This window comes from Actinomycetospora endophytica (assembly GCF_021026375.1).
Taxonomy (GTDB): domain Bacteria; phylum Actinomycetota; class Actinomycetes; order Mycobacteriales; family Pseudonocardiaceae; genus Actinomycetospora; species Actinomycetospora endophytica.
In genome coordinates, this window is record NZ_JAJNDB010000001.1 from 47806 (window position 1) to 66135 (window position 18330).

At 71.2% G+C, this 18330-nt stretch carries 17 protein-coding genes and 1 pseudogene; 12 read left to right on the forward strand and 6 right to left on the reverse strand.

Annotated elements, in window-relative coordinates:
* Positions 1-339: 339 nt before the first annotated feature.
* On the forward strand, positions 340-738 hold the full coding sequence (locus LQ327_RS00260) for a hypothetical protein (protein WP_230729448.1): 399 nt from the start codon (positions 340-342) through the stop codon (positions 736-738).
* Positions 739-969: 231 nt separating this feature from the next.
* Here LQ327_RS00260 and LQ327_RS00265 read toward each other — a convergent pair whose 3' ends face one another.
* The gene (locus tag LQ327_RS00265; RefSeq protein WP_230729449.1) at positions 970-1905 is read right to left on the reverse strand and encodes an SDR family oxidoreductase; all 936 of its coding nucleotides are present in this window, start codon (positions 1903-1905) and stop codon (positions 970-972) included.
* A 58-nt stretch (positions 1906-1963) separates the two neighbouring features.
* Here LQ327_RS00265 and LQ327_RS00270 point away from each other — a divergent pair, with 58 nt between their 5' ends.
* Both LQ327_RS00270 and LQ327_RS00275 read left to right on the forward strand, forming a co-directional pair.
* Positions 1964-2545: a TetR/AcrR family transcriptional regulator gene (locus tag LQ327_RS00270; RefSeq protein WP_230729451.1), complete on the forward strand. Its 582-nt coding sequence runs from the start codon at positions 1964-1966 to the stop codon at positions 2543-2545.
* A gap of 97 nt (positions 2546-2642) precedes the next feature.
* On the forward strand, positions 2643-3017 hold the full coding sequence (locus LQ327_RS00275) for a VOC family protein (RefSeq protein ID WP_230729458.1): 375 nt from the start codon (positions 2643-2645) through the stop codon (positions 3015-3017).
* A gap of 374 nt (positions 3018-3391) precedes the next feature.
* Here LQ327_RS00275 and LQ327_RS00280 read toward each other — a convergent pair whose 3' ends face one another.
* On the reverse strand, positions 3392-4057 hold the full coding sequence (locus tag LQ327_RS00280; RefSeq protein ID WP_230729460.1) for an alpha/beta hydrolase: 666 nt from the start codon (positions 4055-4057) through the stop codon (positions 3392-3394).
* Complete coding sequence (locus LQ327_RS00285) at positions 4054-5019, reverse strand: AraC-like ligand-binding domain-containing protein (RefSeq protein ID WP_230729461.1); 966 nt, start codon at positions 5017-5019, stop codon at positions 4054-4056. Before LQ327_RS00285 ends, LQ327_RS00280 begins: the two co-directional genes overlap by 4 nt.
* Before the next feature lie 130 nt (positions 5020-5149).
* On the opposite strand from LQ327_RS00285, the gene LQ327_RS34455 reads away from it, so the two are divergent.
* Genes LQ327_RS34455 through LQ327_RS00300 form a run of 3 tightly spaced genes read left to right on the forward strand, consistent with a single transcriptional unit; the run spans position 5150 to position 8336 of the window.
* The gene (locus LQ327_RS34455; RefSeq protein WP_230729471.1) at positions 5150-6109 is read left to right on the forward strand and encodes a VOC family protein; all 960 of its coding nucleotides are present in this window, start codon (positions 5150-5152) and stop codon (positions 6107-6109) included.
* Positions 6106-7119, forward strand: coding sequence for an alpha/beta fold hydrolase (locus LQ327_RS00295; protein WP_230729479.1), 1014 nt, complete (start codon positions 6106-6108; stop codon positions 7117-7119). The genes LQ327_RS34455 and LQ327_RS00295 overlap by 4 nt, the downstream gene beginning before the upstream one ends.
* A complete protein-coding gene (locus LQ327_RS00300) occupies positions 7119-8336 on the forward strand; it encodes an acyl-CoA dehydrogenase family protein (RefSeq protein WP_230729483.1) in 1218 nt (405 codons plus the stop codon). The genes LQ327_RS00295 and LQ327_RS00300 overlap by 1 nt, the downstream gene beginning before the upstream one ends.
* Before the next feature lie 124 nt (positions 8337-8460).
* Here the strand turns inward: LQ327_RS00300 and LQ327_RS00305 are convergent, their stop codons facing one another.
* Positions 8461-9678: a YihY/virulence factor BrkB family protein gene (locus LQ327_RS00305; protein ID WP_230729484.1), complete on the reverse strand. Its 1218-nt coding sequence runs from the start codon at positions 9676-9678 to the stop codon at positions 8461-8463.
* A 317-nt stretch (positions 9679-9995) separates the two neighbouring features.
* On the opposite strand from LQ327_RS00305, the gene LQ327_RS00310 reads away from it, so the two are divergent.
* The 4 genes from LQ327_RS00310 to LQ327_RS00325 all read left to right on the forward strand — a co-directional run bounded on the left by LQ327_RS00310 (position 9996) and on the right by LQ327_RS00325 (position 13544).
* Positions 9996-10283, forward strand: a complete 288-nt coding sequence (locus LQ327_RS00310; protein ID WP_230729486.1) for a hypothetical protein — start codon at positions 9996-9998, stop codon at positions 10281-10283.
* A gap of 1145 nt (positions 10284-11428) precedes the next feature.
* Positions 11429-12271: a class I SAM-dependent methyltransferase gene (locus LQ327_RS00315; protein ID WP_230729488.1), complete on the forward strand. Its 843-nt coding sequence runs from the start codon at positions 11429-11431 to the stop codon at positions 12269-12271.
* Positions 12268-13254 (forward strand): phytanoyl-CoA dioxygenase family protein, encoded by a 987-nt coding sequence (locus LQ327_RS00320; protein WP_230729489.1) that lies wholly within the window; start codon positions 12268-12270, stop codon positions 13252-13254. Before LQ327_RS00315 ends, LQ327_RS00320 begins: the two co-directional genes overlap by 4 nt.
* 104 nt (positions 13255-13358) lie before the next feature.
* On the forward strand, positions 13359-13544 hold the full coding sequence (locus tag LQ327_RS00325; protein ID WP_230729491.1) for a hypothetical protein: 186 nt from the start codon (positions 13359-13361) through the stop codon (positions 13542-13544).
* A 558-nt stretch (positions 13545-14102) separates the two neighbouring features.
* On the opposite strand, the gene LQ327_RS00330 is transcribed toward LQ327_RS00325, so the two are convergent.
* Positions 14103-15080 carry an Lrp/AsnC family transcriptional regulator gene (locus tag LQ327_RS00330; RefSeq protein WP_230729493.1) on the reverse strand — a complete coding sequence of 326 codons (978 nt, stop codon included), beginning with the start codon at positions 15078-15080 and terminating at the stop codon, positions 14103-14105.
* A 577-nt stretch (positions 15081-15657) separates the two neighbouring features.
* Here LQ327_RS00330 and LQ327_RS35175 point away from each other — a divergent pair.
* Positions 15658-15948: pseudogene (locus LQ327_RS35175) on the forward strand (MFS transporter); the annotation flags it as partial.
* 13 nt (positions 15949-15961) lie between these two features.
* On the forward strand, positions 15962-17209 hold the full coding sequence (locus LQ327_RS00335; RefSeq protein ID WP_308286226.1) for an MFS transporter: 1248 nt from the start codon (positions 15962-15964) through the stop codon (positions 17207-17209).
* A 229-nt stretch (positions 17210-17438) separates the two neighbouring features.
* Here the strand turns inward: LQ327_RS00335 and LQ327_RS00340 are convergent, their stop codons facing one another.
* Positions 17439-18323 (reverse strand): SDR family oxidoreductase, encoded by an 885-nt coding sequence (locus LQ327_RS00340; RefSeq protein ID WP_230729494.1) that lies wholly within the window; start codon positions 18321-18323, stop codon positions 17439-17441.
* Positions 18324-18330 lie beyond the last annotated feature (7 nt).

The following is an 18330-nucleotide window of genomic DNA, read 5'->3' on the forward strand; positions in this document are numbered from 1 at the left end:
ATCGACCGGCCATCGCCGAGGCCTTCGCTGGCACCGCACCCGGGGCCACCACGACGAGGCCTTCGCGGCCTCGCCGACGCCAGGGGATACGGCTTCGGGCGGGTACGCGAACAGCATCACCTCGTGCCTCGCCGGCCAACGGCGACCCCGAGGAACTGCCCGGCTCCACCCGATGTCGCAATTCGGGCCATCAACTCGACGGGACACCGCTCGTAGGGTCGGCCGACATCGGCCTGATGTCTCGGAACCTGCGTCGGGCGGCTGGTGCCCGCTGGTAAGGAGGTAATCGCGCATGTGTGAGCAGCCGAGCTATTACGCCGTTCCCGGCGGCGACCAGCGGTGACTGGTCCCGAGGGCGCTGGTCAACCGCGGCGACCCGACCTCGAAGCCGCCGCCGACAGCACCATCCCGGCCGAGCACGCCCACCGGGCCGCCCTGGTCGTCGCCGCCAACGCCACCGGCCCGGACGATGCCCGGGACCTGCTGGACATACTCGGATTGCTCGATCGGGCCCGACCGGTGCTGGACACCGCGACGGCCGCCGAGGCGGTGGGGATTACTGAGACCGCACTGATCTGGTTCGCGCTGGCGGACATCGCTACCCCTGCCCGCACCGATCCGAACCGCACGCGATGGTGGAACGTGGTCGACCTGCACCGCCAGATCGACGCCTATCGGACCAAGGAGAACCAGGGCGAACAGCCGGTTTTCGGTGGCCAGCCCCGGCCCGTTGACTAACCTGCGAGGCCCTGCTGTGTCCGACGACACAGGCGCTGCCCTGGGGCGGGCTCCTGCTCCCGGGACTGGGGGTGGACGGGCCGGCGTCCGCGGCGATCACCCCTCGAACGCGTCGACTCCGGTTTCCCCAGCCGGGTCCGCAGTGGCTCAGGTCGAGGTCGGCGAGCAGGCCTGGGCGGCTGGGTTCCCACCCGAGCAGGTCTTGTGCTGCTTGACCGCCTCGGCCGGTACTCACCTGTCGGAGGCCCAGTAGTGGCTCAGGTCGAGATCGGCGAGCAGGCCTGGGCGGCTGGGTTCCCACCCGAGCAGGTCACGGGTGATCGCCGCGGACGCCGGCCCGTCCACCCCCCAGAAGCCGCCGAGCCAGCCGAGGTACTCGCGGGCGTCGTCCGGGGCGACGGAGACGGCTGGGATCCCGAGGTGGGCGGCGAGGACCTCGGCGACGCCGCGGATCGCGACGCCCTCCTCCCCCACCGCGTGCAGTACCGTCCCGGCCGGCGCCGACTCCAGCGCGAGGCGGAAGACCCGGGCGGCGTCGTCACGGTGGACCGACGGCCAGCGGTTGAGGCCCTCGCCGACGTAGGCCACGGCACCCTTCTCCCGGGCGAACCGGATGGCGGTGGGAAGGAATCCGTTGTCGCCGTCGCCGTGGGTGGCCGGCGGGAGGCGCACCACCGAGGACCGCACGCCCCGCTCGGCGAGGGCGAGCGTCGACGTGGCGTTGGCGATCCGACCGCCACCACCGCTGATCGGCCCGCTGCGGTCCCCGGCCAGGCCGTCGCGTTCGGTGGCGACGACGCCGGGCGCCAGCCCCAGCACACCGAGGATTCCCGAGGCGATGACGAACGGCTTGCCGGTCCCGGCCAGGGCCTCGCCGAACGCTTCGATGGCCGCCCGGTCGGCGGCGCTCGCCCCGGCGTAGTCGCCGCTGAACGCGATGTCGTGCTTGAACGCGAGGTGGACGACACCGTCGGCCTCCTGCGCCGCGGCCCGCAGGCCGTCGAGGTCGTCGAGCGACCCGGACCGGACCGGTGCTCCCGCGGCGCGCACGGCGTCGGCCGAGGACTCTGACCGGGCGAGGCCGGTGACGGTGTGGCCGGCGCCGAGCAGATCGGGCACGAGCCCACGACCCACCCAGCCCGACGCTCCCGTGACGAACACGTGCATGAGAAGCCTCCCTAATTCGTTGTACACTCGTACCACTAACCTGGGAGGAGAACCAGCGATGGCGGCGGGACGCCCCATCGACCACCGGCGGCGGGCCGAGCTGCTCGACGCCGTGGTCGATTACACGGTCGAGTACGGCTTCTCCGAGGTCTCGTGGCGTCCACTCGCTGCCGGCCTCGGGGTCTCGCCGAACACGCTCGTGCACCGCTTCGGCTCCAAGGAGCAGATGCTCGAGGCGGTCCTCGGACGGCTGCGCGAGCGCATCCTCACCGACACCGACGACCTGCTCGGCGAGCGGCCCGGCCTGGCCGCCGCGGCGCGCGCCGCGTGGAACCGCACCTCGGCTCCGCAGCGGGCCGCGGAGTTCGGGCTGTTCTTCGCCGTCTACGGGCGGGCGCTGCAGGCCCCGGAGCAGTTCGGGGCGTTCCTGGACCGGGTCGTCGCCGACTGGTTGCGCTCCTTGGTCGACGCCCAGGGACCCGACGTCGACCCGGCCACCGCCACCCGCCGGGCGACCCTGGTGATCGCGACCCTGCGCGGGCTGCTGCTCGACCTGCTCGCCACCGGCGACCGGGAACGAGTCCAGGACGCTGCGGAGGCGTTCCTGGCCTCTCTCCCGGGGCAGGATCGACCGGCCTGAGCGGTCGGGACATCTGATCTTTCAACCAGGTCCCGACGGGGCCGGAGCAGTCGAAACCCCCGCCGCACCTGGCCTGACGGCAGGCTCGAGGCCGAAGATGGCGGGCGTGTTCGGGCCTGTGGTGAACGTGTTCCTGTTCGTGGACGATCTCGAGACTGCGACGGCGTGGTACGCCGCGCGACTGGGCCGGCAACCGGTAGCGACGCAAGACCAACTGGCCATGTTCGAGCTCGGTGAGCGTTCAGCGCCGGCGCGGCTGACGGTGCACCGCTCGGACGAGTACAACGAACCCGGTCTTCAGGGAACGGTGGCCTACTGGGACGTCGAGGATGTCGACGCGTTTGTGGCCGAATGGACCAGGAACGGGGCGGTAGCGCACCGGGGACCGAAGACGGTGTTCACCGGAGAGCGGCTGTGTCAGTTGCGTGACCCGTTCGGGAATCTGATCGGGATTCGCCAGGCGCCAGTCTGAACCTCGCGTCCCGCGGTGGACCTCGTTGGCCGCGACGGCGGTGCGCGCGGGCGGGGCCTCCGGGGTGGCCACGCCGTGCACCGCGATCGCCGCGAGCTGGCCGGCGACCTGTTCGGGTGAGGAGGGCATCGGCGGAGCGCCACGGCGGCCCTACCAGCTACCTCCCCGAGACCTCGGAGGAGGCGATTGGCCCGCCGCTCCGCCATTGGGGTCCGGCGAGCAGAGCGAGGCCTGGACCTCGTGATTCGCCGTCGCGGAGTGCAGGCTCGCGACGCCCGCCGACGTCATTCGCCAGCTCATCAGCGCCCCGGCCATTCGCCTGGTCGACATCGACGGGTGGCCCTGCCCGGGCGATGCGCTGAACGCTTCCGCTCTCAGCGTCCGGCGACCCGACGCAGCAACCGCGCGGCGGCCGCGATCTCGTCGTCGGCGACCTCGTGGCCGCGGCCGGGTTGCACCCGCAGCTCGGCCTCCGCCCCGTGGCTGCGTAGCACGTCGGCCAGCGCCTGCGTGGCGGACAGCGGCACCCAGACGTCGGCCTCTGCGTTGGTGACCAGGACGGGGAGGCCCGCGAGCGGCGCCGGGCCGGGCGGAGCGGGCCACGGCGTGCCCGCGGGGCCGAACGCGGCGCCGGTCCAGATGAGCGCACCCGCCCAGTGCCGCCGCCCGCGCAGGAGCTGGTCAGCGACCAGGCAGGCCCCCTGGGAGAACCCGGCGAGCACCACCGGTGTGCCACGGCCGGGGGCCAGCACCTCGGTGAGCCGGTCGATGATCTCGTCGGCGCGCTCCCGCTCGGCCGCGGTGTGGTCGAGGGGATCGTGGACGCGACCGGAGTACCAGGACCGACCCGGTGCCGCGGGCGCGGCCCACGTGATCCGCACCCCGGAGAGATGGTGGGTGAGGCGGTCGAGCACGTGGTCGTACATCCACGTCGGGTCCTGGTCGCGGCCGTGCAGCAGCACCACCGTGAGGACCCCGCTCCCGACCGGCTCACCCCGGACCTCGACCACCACCCCGGCGGCGTGCAGGGCTGTGGTCACCCGGCACCATTCCCGAGCGCCGCGCGACGGTAGGCCACGGGTGTCCGGCCGGTGGCATGCTTGACCAGCTGTCCGAAGCGGGTCGCGTTCGGCAGCCCCCGACGTTGGGCGATCGCGGAGACCGGCTCGGCGGCATATGCCGGATCCGCGAGGTCGGCCAGGCAGCGCTGGATCCGGCGCTGCCGGATGGTCCCGGCGACGGTGCGGCCGTCCTCGGCGAGCAGGGCGTGCAGATGACGGGGCGAGACGAACATCGCCGCCGCGATCGAACTCGGCGACAGCGTCGGGTCGGCCAGCTGCTCGTCGATGTAGCGGTCGATCCGGGTCCGCAGCTCCTCGTGCGGATCCCGGCGCTCCAGCAGCCCGCGTCGGGAGAGCTCGTCGTCGAACAGCGTGCGGACCAGCTCCGTGGCGTGCCGCGCGGTCGCCAGCACGGACTCGGGTCGCGACGCGACATCCGACTGCTCGAGCGTCTCGTGCAGCCCGGTGAGCAGCCCGGCGACGGCGGGGGTGAGCCCGTGAGCGCCGTCGAGCGTTGTCGCGGTGAGCTCGCCGGCCCTGCCGTAGCCGCGCAGATCCGCCGTGCCCGGTCCCGTCGTCGGGAAGCGGAAGCACAGGCTGCGGTACCCCTCGCCGCTGACGATCTCGACGGGGCGACCGGAGTCGTAGAACACCATGTCACCGGGACCGACGCGGCCGACCCGGTCGTCCTGCCGGAACTCGGCGGTACCCGCGAGCTGGAGCGAGAGCAGGTACTCGCCAGGCCCGTCGCCGAGGTGCTCGGGCGCGCGGACCGCGCGGTGCGGATGCGAGGTCATCGCGATGAGCGAGGTCTCGCCGAGCCGGTGGCGGCTCACACTGCCGCGGAAGCGTTCGGGCCGCGAGCACTCGACGTCGAACCGCAGCAGCGCCCCTGTCACGGCGCCCTGCCAGGCGTCCAGGTCCTGGACCTCGTCGTCCACCGGGGCACCTCCCACCGGCCGGCCCCGCCCGAGGAGTGCAGCGGACGGAGAGGTCCCTGCACTGTAACGAGAGCCGCGAGACGTGGGCCACACCTAGCGTCACGGGCGATTCCGACGAGGAGGTGTCGCGGTGTCCCACATCCGCGGTTCCCACCACATCACGCTCTCGGTGGGCGGTGCGCAGGAGGACGTCGACTTCCACGTCGGCGTCCTGGGGATGCGCTTCATCAAGCGCACGGTGCTGTTCGACGGCTCGCTACCGATCTATCACCTGTATTACTCGAACGCGGCCGGCGACCCGTCGGCGGTACTCACCACGTTCCCGTGGCGCCAGGCGGGCCTCGTCGGGCGCCGCGGCACCAACCAGGCCCGTGAGGTGCTGCTCTCGGTCTCCGCGGACTCGCTGGACTTCTGGTCGCGGCGTCTGGCCGACCATGACGTCGAGGTGACCGACGCCGAGGTGTTCGACCGCCGACGACTGCTCTTCCGCCACCCCTGCGGCATCGAGTACGCACTGGTCGCGAACGACGGAGACCCGCGGCGGGGCTTCGCCGGCGCCGGCGTCCCGCCCGAGCACGCGATCCACGGCATCCACGGCGTCGGGGTGCACGTCGCGACCCCGGAACGGATGGTCGAGTTCGCCGAGGAGGTCTTCCACTCCCAGGGCACGGTGACCGAGGACGGCGATCGCGCCGGGTTCCAGGTCGGGAAGGAGCCGCTGGGCAACCACGTGGAGCTCGTCGCCGACACCACCGACGACCAGGGCACCTGGCGCTACGGCGCGGGGACCTTCCACCACGTGGCCTGGAACCTGGAGACCCTGCAGAACCAGGACGAGCTCAAGTTCGAGATCGAGGGCAACGGTTATACCGACATCTCCGAGCTCAAGGACCGCAAGTACTTCAAGTCGGTCTACGTGCGCACCCCGGCCGGCGCGCTGTTCGAGCTGGCCGTGACGCACCAGGAGGGTGGCTGGACCTGCGACGAGTCGCCGCACGAGCTCGGGCAGCGCTTCCAGCTGCCCGAGCAGTTCGAGCACCGCCGCGACGAGATCTTCTCCAGGCTCGAGCCGATCGAGGCCCCGTCGTGACGGCGGTGGCGTCCCGGTTCTGGGAGTCGGTGGTCCCGACGACGACCCGGCGCGGGCACTTCTGGGTGCCGGGCGAGCGGGTGGTCGGTGACGACGGCGCGATCCGCGCGAAGGGCCCGATGTTCGTCGCGTGGGAGGCGCCGGCCGAGGAGACCGACCGGCCGCCGGTGGTGCTCGTGCACGGCGGCGGCGGGCAGGGCACGGACTGGTTGGGCACGCCCGACGGTCGGCCAGGCTGGGCCGCGGGATACGTCACGGCCGGCTACCCGACCTTCGTCGTCGACCGCCCCGGCCACGGCCGCTCTCCCGCCCACCCCGACGTCGTCGGGACCCTCGGCCCCCAGTTCGACTACGGCACCGGGCAGGCGCTGTTCTTCCCGGACCGGCCCGACCACACCCGCTGGCCGCTGGATCCCGACGACGAAGCCGCGACCGACCGCTGGATCGCGCCGCTGGGGGCACTCCCGGTCGACCTGGCCGAGTCGCAGCGGATGGACGCCGACCGGCTGGCCGCGCTGCTCGACCTGCTCGGACCCGCCGTCGTCGTCACCCACTCCGCCGGCGGTCCGAGCGGGTGGCTGCTGGCCGATCGGCGGCCCGCCCTGGTGCGGGCGCTCGTGGCGATCGAGCCCATCGGCCCGGCGTTCGCGACCTTCCCCGGGATCGGCACGCTCGACTGGGGCCTGACCGCGGCGCCACTGACCTACGACCCGCCGCGGGCGAGCGCCGCCGACGCCCGTGCGGCCGACCCGGCGACGTTGCGCGTCCCGGCACTCGTCGACCTCCCGGTCGCCCTGGTCACCGGGGGCGCGTCGATGTTCGCCGACTTCGCCGACGACGTCGCGGCCTGGCTTGCGGTCGGGGGCGCAGCGGTCGAGCGCGTCCATCTGCCCGATCACGGCGTCACCGGCAACGGCCACGCCCTGACCTACGAGACCAATTCCGAAGAGACGCTCGCCGTCGTGCTGCGCTGGATCGACGCGCGGGCCGCGGCGGCGCGGGAGGCATGATGACCGACCAGGCGACCCGACCCGGCACGGACCAGGCGGCGGGCGCGCTGCGCGACGGCCGTCACGCCGCCGACGGAGTCGAGAAGATGATGGCCCGCCTCGAGCGGCTCGACCCGCTGCTGCGCACCGAGGCCGAGGACTCCGAGGCGGCCGGCCGGCTCAGCCCACGCATCGAGGAGGCCCTACACGACATCGGGGTCTGGACCATCGGAATGCCTCTCGAGCTCGGCGGCAGCGAGTTCACCCCCCGCCAGCAGATCACGGCGATCGAAACCCTCGCCCGCGCGGACGCCTCCACGGCGTGGGTGGCCATGGCCGTCGAGATGATCACCGGGGCGACGGCGGCCTACCTGGGCGAGTCCGCCTGGCGGTCGCTGACCGCGCCCTACGACGGCGAGGTGCGCGCGGCCGGGCAGGGCACGAGGCCCGGTCGGGCGGTCGCCGTCGAGGACGGCTACCGCGTCTCCGGCTCCTGGCAGTTTGCCTCTGGGCTCCATCACGCTACGCACGTGCACACCGCCGCCCTCGTCGAACAGACCGGCGAGATGCTGGTGTTCACGCTGCCCAAACAGCAGGCGACGCTGGTGGACAACTGGGACGTCATGGGGCTGCGCGCCACCGGCAGCATCGACTACCACCTCGACGACGTGTTCGTGCCCGCCGAGTACGTCTACCCCGGCGCGACGACACAGCCGCGTCTCGGCGGCGCGCTCTATCGACTCGGCGTCGCCAACCTCGCTGGGATCGGGCACACCGGGTGGGCCCTCGGGGTGGCGCGGCGCCTGCTCGACGAGATGCAAGCCATCGTCGCAGCCAAGACCGGCAGCCCCGGCGCAGGCGTCGACACCGCTGAGTTCCACGCCGACTACGCCCGCGCCGAGGCGTCGCTGCGCTCGGCGCGGGCCTGGAACATGGAAGTCTGGGCCGACAACGAGGCGATGCTCGACCGCGGCGAGACCCTCTCGATCGACCAGGAGACCCTCACCCGGCTCGCGCTGAACACCGCCACCTGGACCGCGCACGACATCGGGCAGACCGTCTACCGCTGGGCCGGCACCGCCGCGCTGCGCGAGGGCCCGCTCAACCGGGTGTTCCGGGACCTGCACGGCGGCACCCAGCACGTCACCTCCGGCCCGGGAGTGCTGCATGGGTGCGGGCGCCGGCTGGCGGGGCTGGCGCCGGACGCGCAGTGGGTGTTTCTGAGCCTCGTCGGGTGAGGGGAGCAGCCCGGTGGAGGCCACCTTGCGCCCCGCCGGCTCGTTCGGGGAACGGGTCGAGCGCAACGTGGCGGTCTTCCTCACGGGGAGCGCGCCGGGGTCTGTCCAGGTCCTTCGGAGGTGCTCAGCGCTCCGGCTCCGGGAGCATCGCATCACGGTCCTGGCGCGGAAACCAGCGCGGCCGATGCAGGTGGCGGGGCCGGTGCCGAGACGGACGGTCCTCGAGCAGCAGGTCGTCGAATGTCATCTGACCACTGGGCGCTCCAGGCCGGGCGCGGGAGGCAGGCGGGAGTTTCGGGGGCCGGTCAGCCAGGAAGCCGACCGCCACTGTTTGGAACGACTTGCGGCGTTGGCTGGCAGCGTAGGCCCGATAGGCACGTTGATCGCCCTTGGTGACAGCGCGGTCGCCCGGGGCGACGACGGCCAGCAGACTGCGCGGGGCGAGCCCGAGCACGCGCACCGCGTTGATCTGTGCTCCTACTAGCGCGATCGTGGCGCCGAGGTAGAGCCAGAGCAGCAGCCCGAGCACGATGCCGAACAGTCCGTAGCTCGCGCTGGACCCCTGCAGCTCGTGTCCGATCAGGTAGGTGCCGGTCAGCTGCAGTGCTTGCCAGGCCAAGGCTGCGGCGAGCGCGCCGGGCGCGAGTTGACGCCAGCTCAGAGGTCGCGGTGTCAGTAGGCGGTAGCCCACGAGGAAGGTTCCGACGTTGATCGCTGTCGCGACGACAACCGGCACCAACCGCGCGACGAGACCGCTGGCCCACTCCGGTAGAGAATCGCCCACCGCTGTAGTGAGCCCCGAGAGCGCGGTCGTGAGCAGCACGCCGCCGCCGACGACGAGCAACATCGTCAGACCCCGGCTGTAGGCGGATGGCAGCGCGGGTCGTTCGGCGACCGGGATCGCCCAGATCTGGCACATGGTGGTCACCGCGGCCTGGGTTACGCCGAGCCCGCCGTAGACACTCACTGCAATGCCCGCGATCAGAGCCCATAGGCTGCCGTGCAGGGCGTGGACGTTCGCGCCGATCTCCTGACCGATGACCGGGAAGTTGCGCAGGGCCGAGGTCAGCACGGCCTGCTGAGCGGCGGGATCGCCCGCCAGGATGTAGCCGAGAATAGTGACCGCAAGCAGCAAGAGGGGGAACAGCGAGACGAAGCCGTAGTAGGTCAGCAGGGCGGCTTGATAGCTGCCGAGATCGTCGATGAACTTGTAGAGGACCGCGAGCGGGAAGCCGGCCCAGCGGTGTTCGCGCTGAAAGCGATCGACCCGCCCTGAAACCGCCACGTAGAAGACGTTCCCCCGAGTACATCCAGGCAACCCCCACGGGAACGTCTCGGTCACGCTCGCGAGCGTCACGACGTGCGCACTTGAGCGAATCTGACCAGACGGCCACCCGTGGACCGACCCGGTCGAGCTTCCGCGCTGCCAGACCCCGTTGCCCCCGGGTCAGGGACCTCGGCGAGCGGGCGGCCACACCCGCCCAGTTCCGTGGTGGGCATCATCGATGCGGCCAGCCCGATCGCGCCTCGTCGGGTCAGGCATACCGATCGGGCGCGGCAGCGATCGGGCGCAGGTTACGTGCCCGCTCCCGCCAGTCCCGGCAGCTGCAGGTTCTGCGCCTCGCCTTGCTGCTCGAGCGGCACAGGTAGGCTCCGACCGTGTCGCAACCGCCGGACTTCGAGGCACGGCTGGCCGCTCTGGAAGCGCGCATGGTTGAGGTTGCCGCGGACGCCGCTGCAGCCCGTCATCTAGCTGCCGCCCGCGATCGCGACCTGGCCGACGTCGGGATCAAGGTTGACGCCAACCGCTCTGCGATCAACGCGCTCGGGGAGCAGGTCGCATCGGGCTTCACCGAAGTACGCGGCAAGCTGGACGCCACTGCGGCCGGGCAAGTCCAGATCGCTGAGCTGCTCACTCGGCTGATCGAGGGCCGAAGTAATGAGTAGTAGCAGCACGAGAAGGCCATCCTGCGTCGGTTGAGCCAGGCAGCACGTGGCACCCTCGTCGCCGTAACACCGTGATAGCCGGCATCATCAACGGCCCTGCGCTAGCCGTGCGTAATGCATGCGCCGCTCGAAAGACCTACTCGTCGTCGAAGCGCGGAGCCCACGGCGTCGCTTCGTCTCGCAACGCCCGAGCACCTCGCGCTGCCGATCCTCTCGACGTGCTCCCGTCATCGTCGCAGTCGGACGTCAAGAAGGCTGCGACGTGCGCGTCGAGATCGTGGGCGTTAGCGATTCGTATGCACCGCTGCAACGTGGCCTCCAAGAACTCGCGCACCTCGCCGCGCCGGACTTCTGAACGTATGGCCACCTCGAGGAGCTCGTTCCGACAGCAAAGGAGTCGCAAAATCTGCAGTTCAAGCATTTCGATCTCATGGGCGACCTCGTGGCGCATAGACGGGCGCCCCGTACCTCGCCTCAATCCCCCGACTGACACATACCAAGAAGTACGCGTCAGATTGAAACACGTTCGGCCCCGGAACACGGAGCGGCAGTATCACGCCATGTCCAAAGCTGCGCCATGTGGATGTCTGTGACGCTATTCGGATACACGTCACCGGGACGACAGTGTCCGTCGACCCCGCCGATCTCGGTGTCCCGGGCAGCCTCGCCGCCGGGCTACTCGCCACAACCCTTCCGCTCTCGCTGCTACTCGACATCCAAGCCAGCTTCTTCCTCATCGCTGCGATGATCGCCGCTCGAGCCCGCCCGGCGCCCCGAGGCGATGCGATAGCGGCAGCCAGCACGTCGCGCGGACGTTCTACCGGCCGGCTCCGGGCCGTCAGGTGTGGATCGCAGGACCCCGCGAGCTCCGCCGGAACCAGGGCCGGCGTGCAGGACTTCCTCGCCCGGCCCCTCGGGTCATGCCGAAGCACTCACCGACCGACAGTCCGCCCGTCTGAGGGGTTGGCGCTGGCACCGCCGACCCGATCAGCGGAGCGGCGCCTCCGGTCGCGGTGCCCGCCGGCGCGTGGTTCGCTCGCTTGGGCCTTGAGCGATCCGCTTCACATCCGATGCCGACCGGTCGGAGGCTCATCACGGCCGCGCTGACCTCCGGGCGCGCGTCCGGGGGCCGGTCTGGGGGGCCGATGACAATGTCGCAGCAGGGCACCACCGAGCAGCGCAGTCTGGCCCATTGGGCCGAGCCACGACGGGCCGGCATGGAGGCGTTCTACGCCCTGGCCATCGAGGACTACCGGGAGATGGTGGCCGCGCGGGAATGGGCCGCCGATCTGCGCGGACACGCCGATCACGGTCGTGTCCGGGTCCTCGACGTGGCCTGTGGGAGCGGGAAATTTCCGGCCGAGCTGGTGCGTCAGGGTCTCGCCGGCGCCGTCGGTGACTTGCGGGTCGAGCTCGATCTGCTCGACCCGTCCCCGTTCTCGATCCGCGAGGCCCGCTCGGTGCTGCGCCCGCCGTTGGTCGCGGCCGCCGAGCACGAGGTTCGACTACAGGACCTGCCCGCCGCCGTCGGCGGGTTCGACGCCGCCTGGGCCACCCACGCGCTGTACGCGGCGCCCCCCGATCAGATCGGCGCCGGGGTCGCCCGCATGCACGCCGCGCTGCGTCCGGGCGGGTTCGGGGCGATCGTGCACGCCACGACCGCCTCCCACTATCTGCGCTTCGCCGAGGCCTTCGCCGCCACGTTCGCCCCTGATGCCGTGCCGTTCACGAGCGCCGATCAGGTCACCGATGCGCTGACCGCCGCGGGCGCCGCCCCACGCGCCACGACGATCCGCTATCAGGTCGGCAACGGCGAACGGGCCGTGGTCGAGGGCTTCCTGCAGCGCTGCGTCTTCGACGACTCGGTGTCGCTGGACCGCATGGAGACCGTGGGACCGGTCGGTGACTACCTCGCCGAGTGCCGGGTCAGTGGTGACTACCGCTTCGACCAGGAGGTCGACGTGATCACCTGGGAGGTGCCCGCATGAGCCCGAACCCGTACCTCAGCGCGGCCACCGAGGCCGGGGAAGCCGATGACGTCGGACCTGCCTGGGACGGCGACAACGACCAATGGTGGGACTGGTACATGTCCCTGGCCGACGACGGCGGCCCGGCTGGGGATCTCGTCGCGCTCGCCGCCCTCGATCTCGGTTACCTACCCGACGACGACACGATCGTCGCCGAGCTGGCCGAGCCCTACGACCTGCCGCCCCGGGCCGTGGAGACCTTCGCCGAGGACGGGTTCATCGTCCTGCCCGACGTGGTCTCCCCCGGCGCCGCCGAGGTCCTGCGCCGCCGCCTGGGCGGCCTGCTCGCCGACGCGAAGGGATCCGCGCTGCGCGCCCGCGAGATGATCTGGCGCGAGGACCCACTCGTCCGCGCCGCCGTCCTCTCCCCCCGCATCGCCCGAATCTGCGCGGCCTTGCTCGAGGTCGAGGCACTGCGGCTCTATCACGACAGCGCCCTGTGCAAGGAACCCGGCGCTGGGCGCACCCCCTGGCACCACGACGCGCACCATTTCCCGCTTGATTCCCACGACGTCATCTCCACCTGGATGCCGCTGCAACCGGTACCCGCAGCCATGGGACCGCTGTCCTTCGCCCGCGGCATGGACACCTGGCGGCTACTGGCCGACCTCGCGTTCGACAAGGTCGGAACGTCCTACGACCGTCGGGTCGCCCAGACGCTGCGTGAGGCGGGCGCGGTGATCCACGACCAGCCGTTCGCGCTGGGCGACGTCAGCTTCCACTCCACATTGTGCTTCCACACCGCGGGCGCCAACCGCACCACCCAGCCGCGCATGGTGCTCGGCGCGACCTATTTCGCCGACGGCGCACGCGTCGTCGAGCACCCCACGATGGTCAGCGGCGACTGGCAGGTGTTCATCCCGCGCACCGCCCCCGGCGAGCCCGCTGCAAGCCCGAACAACCCGCTGGTGACCGGGCTTGCAGCGCCGTGGCAAACCGAATGATCTCTCCCCACCCCGTAGCAGACGCCTCCTGCGTACTCCGCCGGAAATTCTCGGCGCCGCTGCCCGCGGCCGCCCGAGGGGAAGTTCTTGATGCCAGCGCGCTGATGGCCTGGACACTCTGCTCGCTGGCGATGGCCACGTGGGCTGAGGTCGCGTTCGGGCAGGGCCTGACGCTGCTGGTTCCCTCCCTCGCCCGCGACGAGGTGCTACTGGCGCGCCCGGAGCAGTCCGACCTGGTGGACGTGTGCTGCTCTCCCGCCCTCCGTCATCGTCCTCCAGAGCGCGAGTGAGGAGCAGCGTGACCGGGTCCGGTCGTGACGGTGCCTTCGACCCGCTGGCCTCCTGGGTCGCAGCGCTGTGCCGGGGGCGGTGTTGGCCGGCGCTGCGCAGCGATCCTGTCCGATCGGACCGCGTCGGACCCTCCGTCGAGATCGACCGTCTCTAGATTGCGTTCCCTTGCGCCCCCAGGCGTGGACCCACGGTGGCTCGACGACCCGCGAGAGGCGGGGCCGTCACCGGTGATCCATCGGCCGGCTGAACCGACTGCGACGGAGCGCGCCCCGATCAGTGCGTCCCGGGGCCGGGCGGGCTGCGGGTACCCGAACACCGTCGACACCGAGTTCCCTTCCCCCACTGCTGGCTCGAGTCTCTCGACGGAGCCGTTACCGCATTCCGACGCGGCCGCCGCCTACCGGTATGGGTCGCCGTCGCCGGCGCCGTGCTGTTAGGGGCGCACACCCTGACGGCCCGCTGCAGCAGCCTGACCGGGGCTGCGTAGGCCGCCGCCCCGCCGTTCTACCTGTTCGTGCTCGCGCTGGGCATCGTCGTCGCCGCAGTCGGCCATCCGATCATGGTTCTGCGACGAGACGGTGGTGGGCGACGCGGCTCTGCCATTGCTTGATACGCCGCAGATAGGGCGCGAGATCCATCTGGGCCACGCCGGGCAGGGCGCCGATCTGCTCGCTGACGTAGCGGAACAGGTCGTCGGAGCTCCGGCAGGTGACCACGGCGAACAGATTCGCCGATCCCGTGGTGGCGGCAACGAAGCCGGTTTCGCGGTGGGTCGCGAGGGCTTCACCGACCTCGACGATCCGTCCGGGAGCGACCGTGAGGTACATGATCGCCGTGGCGCTGTAGCCGAAGGCTTCGGGCAGGAAGTCCGTGGCCACGTGCAGCAGTCCGCTGCCGAGCAGGCCATCGAGTCGTGCGGACACGCGCGAGGCCGGCCATCCGGTCTCGCGGGCGAGGGCGGCGGCGCTGGCCCGACCGTCGCGTGCCAACGCGGCGACCAGTGGGGTGTCGGCATCGAGGACAGCGGTGTCGGGCGGGGCCGGCTCGGACACCGGGCGGATCATGTGATCGACCTGCTCGTCGTCGAGACGCTCGTCGAACAGGGTCCATTCGGCGGTGCTGGCAGCAAAGGGCCGAAGCAGCGCTTGAGCGGTGAACGACAGGACCGCGCGGCTGTGCGGGAGGTGAGACAGAACGCCGTCGGCGTCGGTGTCGACCGCTCCGCTCGTGGTGCAGGTGATCTCGCTTCCTCCCGACACCAGCGCGATCCAGCCGATGTCGCGGCGTTGCGCGAGTGCTTCGGCGAGCTTCGCTGAGGCATCGGGACGGCATCGGATGCGGAGTGCCCAGGCGCGTCGCGACGGGGCGAAGTTCGACGGTGCGACCACGACGCGGGCGAGACCTTGGCCCTGCAGTTCACGGACCCGGCGCGCGGCGGTCTGTTCCGAGACGCCCACGACCTCGGCGATGCGACGGAACGGGGCCCGACCGTCAAGGATGAGACATTGGAGGATCAGCTCATCAATCACCGTCACAGAAGCGGATAGTAGCAGCTATTGGGTGTTCACTTGGAGGATTCCACCCGTCGCTGTTCGTTGGACAGAGGTATACCGTCACTCCGCGAACCACCGGCGTGGCGACGAGGACATCCAGAGCTCGCCCCTGGTCGGAAATGCGGGTATTCGCCATGTCCGGGTTGGTTGCCGATCACGGACCGAGCACTCGAAATGGTCGTTCCCGCCCAGGGCGGTGACGTGAGCGTCGATCCACGAAGAATTCTCCGCGGATGGCCTTGAACCTTCTCGGCGGAGTCCGTGTCCCGCCTCAACCGTCAGAAATGCTCGGGAGGATCGATCGACCCTCCCCGACCCGCCCACGCGGTCGGATCCGCGGCCTGAGCGGACCGCTCTCTCCACCGGGAGTCTGGCAGATCAACCTGCGTTTGCGGGCTTCCGTAGAGCTTCACCCGTGCATATCGCCTTGCTGTGGAGGTAGTAGGACAGGATTACCTGATGAGTAGGAGTCTGCCGGGTCACGCGACGAGCCTGGGTCGCAGAACGATCACGCCACCCCGGCAGGCTCGTCGCACCCCGCGCTCCTCGGAGGCCCCCCATGCGAAAGTGGTTGCCCCTCATCGCGATCTCTCTGGGCAGCTTCATGCTGATGGTCGACGTGACCATCGTGAACGTCGCCCTACCGAACATGGCCGTCGACCTGTCGACGTCGTTCGGCTCGTTGCAGTGGGTCATCGACGCCTACGCGCTGGCCCTGGCGGTCCTGCTGATCGGCACCGGAGCGGTGGCCGACGACCGTGGCCACCGGCGGGTCTTCCTGGCCGGGCTGGCGGTGTTCGCCCTCGCCTCGGTCGCCTGCGGTCTGGCGCCCAGCGCCGGGATCCTGGTCGCGGCCCGAGCGGGTGCAGGGCGTCGGTGGCGCCGCCATGTTCGCCACCACGTTCGCCCTGATCAACGCCTCCTACACCGGCCGCGACCGCGGCGTCGCCTACGGCGTGTTCGGTGCGGTCAGCGGCGGCGCCTCCGCCCTCGGACCCGTCGTCGGCGGGCTGCTCACCCAGGGGATCTCGTGGCGGTGGATCTTCTTCGTGAACGTCCCGATCAGCATCGTCACCATCGCGCTGACCCTCGCGGTCGTGCCCGCCGTCACCCGCCGGGTCGGTCGACGCATCGACCTGGCCGGCATCGCGACCTTCACCGTCGCCGCGGGCGCGCTGACCTTCGCCCTCATCCGCTCCTCCACCGACGGCTGGAGCTCGCCGCTGGTGCTCGGCCTGTTCGCCGTGACCGTCCTCGGCGCCGCGGGATTCATCACCGCGGAAGCACGCACCCACCAGCCGTTGATCGAGCTGTCGCTCTTCGGTGAACCACGCTTCGCGGCCACCGTGCTGGCCGCCCTGGTGCTGTCGTTCTCCGCCTTCGGGGTACTGATCTACACGACCGTCTGGGTCCAGACCCTGCTGGGCCTGTCCCCGATCGAGGCCGGCTTGGTCTCCCTTCCCCTGCCCGTGCTCGTCGCCTTCATCTCGCCGTTCTCCGGCCGGTTCATGCACCTGCTTCCGCGGTCACTGGCCATCGGCGGCGGGGTAACCCTGATCGGGCTCGGGGGCCTGATCAGCGCGTGGCTGGTCACCCCGCAGGCCGGCTGGGTCGCGCTCATCCCCGGCCTCGCGCTCATGGGCATCGGCTGCGCCCTCTCGGTTCCCACACTGTCGCGAACGGCGACCGAGGCCGTCGGCGATGCCCGCTCGGGAATGGCCGCCGGCGCCATCAACACCGCCCGCCAGCTCGGTCAGGCGATCGGCATCGCCCTGCTCGGCAGCCTTGCCGCCGCCCAAGCATCGACTGTCCTGCGCTCCGGCGCCGCTCCCGATCCGACGACGACGTCCACCGCGCTGCTCGGCGGGCAGGCCCAGTCCGTCCTCGCCGCGGCCCCCACCGACCAACGTCCCCGCCTCGACCAGCTGCTGCACGCGGCGTTCGCCTCGAGTCTCGACCTGGCCTTCATGGTCACCGGGATCGCCGCGGTCGTCGCGGGCGTCCTCGTGGCCGTCATGCTCCGCACGCCGGCACGCGATGCGGCCTCCTCGACCGACGCCCCTGAGGCCGCAGCCGCCGATGCCATCCGACTCGGCGCCGGGCGCCGTTGATCCCGCGGACACGAGAAGAGAACTCATGATCACGCCTCGGGCGTCCCGCCCCCCGACCAGCGAGCAGGTGGCCCGGTATGCGGCCGGGGCCGGCATGGGCTTCGCCGGAATCTCGCACCTGACCTTCGCCCGGGCCCAGGTCCCGCCGTGGGTCCCGATCGTTGCCGATCCACCGCTCCCCCAGGCCGCGCCGCTGGCAGGATTTCGCGAGGCACGGCGGTCGCGGGTGTCATGCTGCGGCGGCCCACGCTGACACGGCGTCGGCGGCAAACTCGCGGTAGCTGCGCATCGGCCGGCCCAGCAGCGCCCGCAGTCGTTCGTCGGTTCCCGGGGCCGCCGCCATCCCGTCGACCTCGAACCGGGCCATCATCAGTCGCATGTCGTGGGCCATCCATGGGGGCGCCCCGGCTTCGGCCATCGAGCTCTCGAAGCCGTCGAGGTCGTCGCCGCCGTAGTGCACCGGCCGGGCCAAGAGATCGGCCCAGGTGGCGGCGATCGTCTCTGCGGTCAACAGCTCCGGGGCGACGACGTCGAGGGTCTCCGGAGGGAGCGACGAGGTCGCGTCGAGTCGTTCGCGCAACGCGGCGACCCCCACGGCGGCCAGATCGCGGACGTCGACCGCCAGCACTCCGGCGCGGCCCAGCGGTGGTGTGTAGACCCCGTCGCCGGTGAGCGCGTCGCGCAACTCGAGATCGTTCTGGTCGTAGTAGCCGGGGCGCAGCATCGTCACCGGCAGCCCGCGATCGGTGATCATCCGCTCAGCGGCGCCCTTCGCGGCGAAATGCGGTGGTTCGGTGAAGCGGTCAGCGTGGATCACCGACAGATAGGCGATCGCCCGGACGCCGGCCCGGTCGGCGAGGTCGAGGGTCAGCAGGGTGCCGGTCAGCTCCTCGGGTGTGACCGGGCTGAGCAGGAACAGCCCGCTGACGCCGTCGAGCGCGGCACGCATCGCCTCGACATCGGTGAGTTCACCTTCGACCGTCCGGACCCCGGCCGGGACCCGCGCGTCGGCAGCGTGACGGATGAGCGCGCGGACCTCGATGCCGTGCGCGGTGAGCTGGGCAGTGACCTCCGAGCCGACCGTGCCGGTGGCTCCCGTGACCAGGACCGTCATGGAGTCC